The following is a 6,327-nucleotide window of genomic DNA, read 5'->3' as shown; positions in this document are numbered from 1 at the left end:
AGATGTGGATAAGAGACAGAAGCAAGGACGGTGCAACCGGAACCCCAGTCGAAACGACCGTAACCGGTGAAACACCAGCAGCAGGAAAACCAGCTGTTAGCGAGCAGAAAGCTGAAAACAAGACTGGTAAAGACAAGACAACCGTGAGTGGTAAAGCCACTCCAGGCGCAAAAGTCACTATCAGCAAGAACGGTCAAACAGTTGGCGAAACAACAGCTAAAGACGACGGAACCTTCACTGTCGATATTGATAAGCAAGACCCGAACACCAAGCTCACGCTCACTCCAAGCAAGGACGGTGCAACCGGAACCCCAGTCGAAACGACCGTAACCGGTGAAACACCAGCAGCAGGAAAACCAGCTGTTAGCGAGCAGAAAGCTGAAAACAAGACTGGTAAAGACAAGACAACCGTGAGTGGTAAAGCCACTCCAGGCGCAAAAGTCACTATCAGCAAGAACGGTCAAACAGTTGGCGAAACAACAGCTAAAGACGACGGAACCTTCACTGTCGATATTGATAAGCAAGACCCGAACACCAAGCTCACGCTCACTCCAAGCAAGGACGGTGCAACCGGAACCCCAGTCGAAACGACCGTAACCGGTGAAACACCAGCAGCTAAGCCAACTGCTCCAACTGTCACGCCTCAAGACAATGGTTCTGTTGACGTAACACCAGCAGCCGGTACTGATAGTCTGGAAATCACTTATACGCCAGAAGGTGAAACCAACGAGAAGACCATCACTGTCAAGAAAGACAAAGATGGAAACTGGACTGGTAACACTCCAGAAGGCGTAACCGTTGATAAAACTACTGGTAAAGTCACTATTCCAGCAAACAAAGTCAAAGACAATAGTGAGGTAAAAGCTAAAGATAAGAAGGGTAACGGTACCAACAGTGACGAAGCCACTGGTAAAGCCGGAAACAACGGCGGAAATTCTGGTTCTGGAACAGGTTCTGATTCAGGTTCTGGTTCTGATTCCGGTTCTGGTTCTGAGACTGGAAACAGCAATAGTTCTGAATCTGATTCGGGTAACGATTCCACGTCTAACAACGCTGGTAACGCTGAAACCGGTAATGCTGGAAACAGCAACGCTGGTAACGCATCCACTGGTGCTTCAGGTTCCAACGCATCTAATAAGTCCGGCAACAAGGTTCCTGCAAAGCATTCGTCCCAATTAGTAAAGACTGGTGCCGAAGTGGAACGAGTAGGATTGATCAGCGCAATGATTGGTGTACTGGGAGCTGCAGCAGCATTCTTCTCTCGCAAGAAGAATCGCGAGTAAAAAGTTCACCTACAAAATTAAACAAAAGTAAACTAATAATTGAAAATAATTAGGAAAAGGAGCTGAGCCACAACCCCAGCTCCTTTTCTATATCACTGCTCACTTACACATACGAACTCTTGTATTGTGATTCAAAACATATCTTATTTAAGAAGAACCATCTTTGAATATTTTCAAATAAACGATAATAAAATCAATAAGAACAATTTTTGACAGAACTGCAATATAAAAATTGCTCTTAAACCACATTTCCGCGTATAAACAGCTGGGTGCAGGATAGGTGCGAGGTGTGTGCACCTTTTAACGTTAACATCCTGTGCACTCGACCCTACACCGTCGACATGTTTCCTCAAACAGCCAAAACATCATTCAAAACGCCACTTAAAACGTCATCTTGGCGTTTTGGCACTTTGGCTTGATCTATAGGTGCGCTTTGGAGTGCCCTAAAATGCAGATGAATATATTTATCTCAATTCTTATAAATAACTTCCCAATAGCCGTTCTGACTTGTCCCGTGGCGTAGAATTACGGAATCCTTCTTTAGCTTATTTATATAATATTTCACAGTATTAACATCCCAGTTTAATTCATTCGCAATCTTTGCTTGTGTATGGTACGGATGCTTCAGTAAGAGATTAACTAACGTCTTATCTCTTTCGCTCAGTTCAGCTTGCATAGTACCTTGGGTAGTACCTTGGGTAGTACCTTGGGTAGTACCTTGGGTAGTCGGCCCGACCGTGGCAGTTGCAGCCTCAGAAAGAGGAATCACTGTCGTAAAAACATCTGCCTCTGTAAAGACAGGCTCTCCACCAGAATACATTTTCGTGTATTTATAGCTGTTGCGCATACCACTTCCCAGTTCGTCAGCAAGACCGATCTCACGGAACACTTTTGCTATCGGCGGATTCTTTGCAAATGGCTTGAATGTTTTCAGATTTAGGTTGCCGTGTCCATGCGCAAGATTGGCATTCTCTGTTGTAATCTTATTCCGTTCAATGACAAGCTTCGGTACATATCCACTGGAAAAATCACGGTGCATCAACAAATTGGAAATAATCTCACGCAGGATTTTATCTCTGGCGCTTATCCGCTGGACACCATACAATGTAAAAACATCATTCAGATGCTTCTTTCCAAATTCCATCAAACGATCGTAGCTTTCAATCAGGTTTGTGATCACCACATCCCTGTCATCATAACGATCAACATTGAACACTCTGAAAATAGCGTCTGTCTTATGCTGCGGTAACACGGACATGATACGGTTATCCGTACCAAAGAGTAAGACTGCCGCAAGTGTGATACCTTCTTTGTTCGTTTCCGGATCCTCAAGTATAAGCCCACAGCTTCTGAGCATCTCCTCATCCGTCATGTCAATCCACGGATGGTGCTCAGTATTCACTCTCGTCATTCTCCTTGCTCGATCCATAAGATCATGGCGAAGGCTTGAAACCGGGATGGCAGGGTAAACCTTATTCACAAAATAGGTACTTTGCTTACGGGCATAAAGGTTGAAAACCATATCCGCATTATCTGTAATATCGATGTCAGACTCATTATTGCGATCAAATATTCTGCCCGCATTGCGATAAACGGTTTTTCCAACCGGGACATAGACATAAAGAACAATACGCCCATCGATCTCATATTCCTCTGTAGTCAAATAGAGTGGAGGATACATTTTTCTCTCATTGTTGATCGTAGTAACAAAATTTTTCTTCATCTGTTCAACGCAGTCTTTATCAACACCGAGAATCGTACCGTTATCCTTCACGCCAAAGAAAATATGACCGCCATCCCGATTAGAAAAAGAGCAAACAGTATCGTAGACATCCTTCGTAATATCTTTTGTTGATTTTTTGAATTCGACTGTCAGCCCCTCGCCCTGACGAATCAAGTTCATCAAATTTTCAGGGAGTATCATATAACTCACCCCTTTCGATTATTCACTTATCAATTCCATTATGTAAAATGGAATCAACCTCGTTCTCCTTAAAAGTCTGTTCTTCTTCCTTTTGCAAAGCCTTCTGCACAGCCCTGTAGCTTCTCTCATCAGTTGCAGGATAACTATTATTGACTTCTGAAACTTTATTACAAAGAACATCTCTCTTTTTTGTATCTCACTATCGTCAAGCACTTCAAAATCAACTAATAAGGAAACATACTCTTCTCGAATACCCCACAACATATTTGCTGCATTTCGATGCTGACTTACTTCATTTTGAATCTTATATTCCTTGGCATATAGATTTAGGCACAAAGACAATACAGCAGCAATTCCACCTACCCATGTCAATATGACCTTGTTTGTTATAATGCTGGCAAAAAATCCGCAAGAAGAAAGTGCGGTCAATATAATCTGTGCATTCTTCACATACTTATTTTCTTTCTCAAGTCGATCAGCTAATTTGTGATGCGCAGTATATGTGTATATAACTTTTCCACAAGCATCCTTTATTTAATTTTTTAATAGTGCCCTATAGCTTTTATCACTTTCCATTTTACTCAGATACCATCCTATTTAGGATCTTGCCGAGGATATACCATCCCTTTTGTAGTATCAATCAACATTCCGCTTCCGGGAGCAGATAGACTTGGCGCAAATATTCCGTTGCACGAAATACGATTATAATAATTAAGTAATGCCTGTTCATACGATCTTTGTTGGCTTGAGGAATTGCTATCTCCATCAGTAAAATGCCATCCTCCCATCGCAACATATACAAAGGAATCAATTAAAATTCCTGACAGATGATAGCTCGAATAAGAATCATCTCTGATCGTTCTTATGTGCTTACAAGTAGCACACAATCATCAATTAGCAACGCTCACTTACCATCACTCATTACCCTCACTTATTAGCCGCATCCATTTGCCGCAACTCTTTCTTTAGATCGCGTATTTCGTCGCGCAAACGCGCTGCAAGCTCGAATTGCAACTGTTCTGCAGCAACATGCATCTGCTCGCTCAAATTCTTAATTAAAGAAATAATCTCATCTTGTGGCAACGCAGAGATATTCGCCATACGCTTTTCTTTACTTTTCTGCCCAAGATTCGGCTCTTTTGGCACACCATAATGCGAGTTCCCAGCCTTATTAGCATTTCTGTAACCGCCTGCTAGCAAAGTTTGAGTATCAACATCCTCTTTAGCAAGCATGTCGTTCACATCGCTAATCTTCTTTCGCAAAGGCTTAGGATCAATTCCATGAGCCTTGTTATACGCGATTTGCTTTTCGCGGCGACGCTCCGTCTCGCTAATCGCCTTGCTCATAGCATCCGTAACCGTATCCGCATACATAAGAACAGTTCCAGAAACGTTACGAGCAGCACGACCAATCGTCTGAATAAGCGAACGGTAAGACCTTAAGAAGCCTTCCTTATCTGCATCCAAAATCGCAACAAGAGAAACTTCCGGCAAATCCAAACCCTCACGAAGCAAATTAATGCCAACAATCACATCAATTTTGCCTTCACGAAGCTCGCGCAAAAGCTCCACTCTGCGCAAAGTATCAACATCCGAATGCAAGTACTCAACTTTAATACCAAGCTCCAAAAAGTAATCAGTTAAATCTTCCGCCATTTTCTTTGTAAGCGTAGTAACAAGCACGCGCTCATCTTTTGCTACTCGCTCCTTGATTTCCGCAAGCAAATCGTCAACCTGACCTTCTACAGGGCGAACCTCAATCTTAGGATCAAGCAAACCTGTAGGCCTAATAATCTGCTCAACTACGCCATCTGAAAGCCCCAGCTCGTAATCTCCAGGTGTTGCCGAAAGATACACAGTTTGACCAATATGCTCCAAAAATTCTTTCCACTTTAACGGGCGATTATCCATTGCAGAAGGAAGCCTAAAGCCATGCTCTACAAGCGTTCTTTTGCGCGAAGCGTCGCCTTCATACATGGCTCCAATTTGCGGCACTGTTACATGCGATTCGTCTAAAACTAGCAAAAAGTCGTCTGGGAAAAAGTCAAGCAAAGTATGCGGAGGCGTGCCAGCCGCGCGGCCGTCAAAATGTCTAGAATAATTTTCCACTCCCGGGCAAACTCCAACCTGTCTAAGCATTTCCAAATCGTATGTAGTTCGCATTTCCAAACGCTGAGCTTCCAGCAATTTATTCTGCTTTTTAAGCTGTGCAACTCTCTCGTCACGCTCTTTTTCAATCGCCTCTAACGCGCGCTCCATGCGCTCCGGACCCGCAATATAGTGAGATGCTGGGAAAATATGAACGCTGTTCTCCTGGCGAATTACTTCTCCTGTAAGCGGATGCAACATTGTAATTCTGTCTATTTCGTCACCAAAGAACTCAATTCTCACAGCTAATTCCTCGTACACTGGAATAATCTCAACTGTGTCACCGCGCACTCTAAAAGTTCCACGCGTAAAAGCAATGTCATTGCGCTTGTATTGCATGCTCACGAATTGACGCAATAAATCATCTCGCTCAAGCTGCTCGCCAACGTTTAGCATAAGCATTCGCTCGGCATACTCCTCTGGAGTACCAAGTCCATAAATGCAAGAAACAGTAGCTACAACAACGCAATCCCGTCGCGTAAGCAAATTCGCTGTAGCTGCGTGACGAAGACGCTCAACATCATCGTTAATATTCGAGTCTTTTTCAATATACGTGTCTGTTTGCGGAATGTACGCTTCCGGCTGATAGTAATCGTAATAAGACACAAAATAGCTCACAGCATTATCTGGCATAAGCTCACGAAATTCCGCGCAAAGCTGAGCTGCCAAAGTCTTATTCGGCTCAATAATAAGCGTCGGTCGTTGCAAACGCTCAATAAGCCAAGCGGTTGTAGCAGTTTTACCAGTGCCCGTAGCACCCATTAAAACAACATCGTTTTCGCCGTTTTCAATGCGATTTGCCAACTCTTCGATTGCTTGCGGCTGGTCCCCTGAAGGCTTGTATGGTGCTTTTACTACAAAAGGCTTGTTTGTGCGCTGAATTTTATTCGACATAATCTTTTACTTCCCCAATCTTTTACTTCCCAAGTTTTTTACTTCCCAAGTTTTTTACTTCCCAAGTTTTTTACTTCC

At 43.2% G+C, this 6,327-nt stretch carries 4 protein-coding genes; 1 reads left to right on the top strand and 3 read right to left on the bottom strand.

Translation table 11 applies throughout. From position 1 onward, the window contains the following. Nucleotides 1–1,283: Ig-like domain-containing protein (locus BFS05_RS06825; protein WP_258004252.1), on the top strand; the 1,283-nt coding region annotated here is incomplete at its 5' end. 469 nt (nucleotides 1,284–1,752) lie between these two features. Here BFS05_RS06825 and BFS05_RS04665 read toward each other — a convergent pair. From BFS05_RS04665 to uvrB, 3 genes are all read right to left on the bottom strand, one after another. Beyond that, on the bottom strand, nucleotides 1,753–3,207 hold the full coding sequence (locus tag BFS05_RS04665; RefSeq protein WP_103084815.1) for an RNA-binding domain-containing protein: 1,455 nt from the start codon (nucleotides 3,205–3,207) through the stop codon (nucleotides 1,753–1,755). Nucleotides 3,208–3,225: 18 nt separating this feature from the next. Beyond that, nucleotides 3,226–3,717, bottom strand: a complete 492-nt coding sequence (locus BFS05_RS04660) for an SLATT domain-containing protein (protein WP_258004256.1) — start codon at nucleotides 3,715–3,717, stop codon at nucleotides 3,226–3,228. 417 nt (nucleotides 3,718–4,134) lie between these two features. After that, nucleotides 4,135–6,249, bottom strand: coding sequence for an excinuclease ABC subunit UvrB (gene uvrB / locus BFS05_RS04650; RefSeq protein ID WP_103084814.1), 2,115 nt, complete (start codon nucleotides 6,247–6,249; stop codon nucleotides 4,135–4,137). Nucleotides 6,250–6,327 lie beyond the last annotated feature (78 nt).

The sequence above is a fragment of the Gardnerella coleohominis genome (genome assembly GCF_002896555.1).
Taxonomy (GTDB): Bacteria; Actinomycetota; Actinomycetes; order Actinomycetales; family Bifidobacteriaceae; genus Bifidobacterium; species Bifidobacterium vaginale_F.
This window is presented reverse-complemented; position numbering and strand designations above follow the sequence as displayed.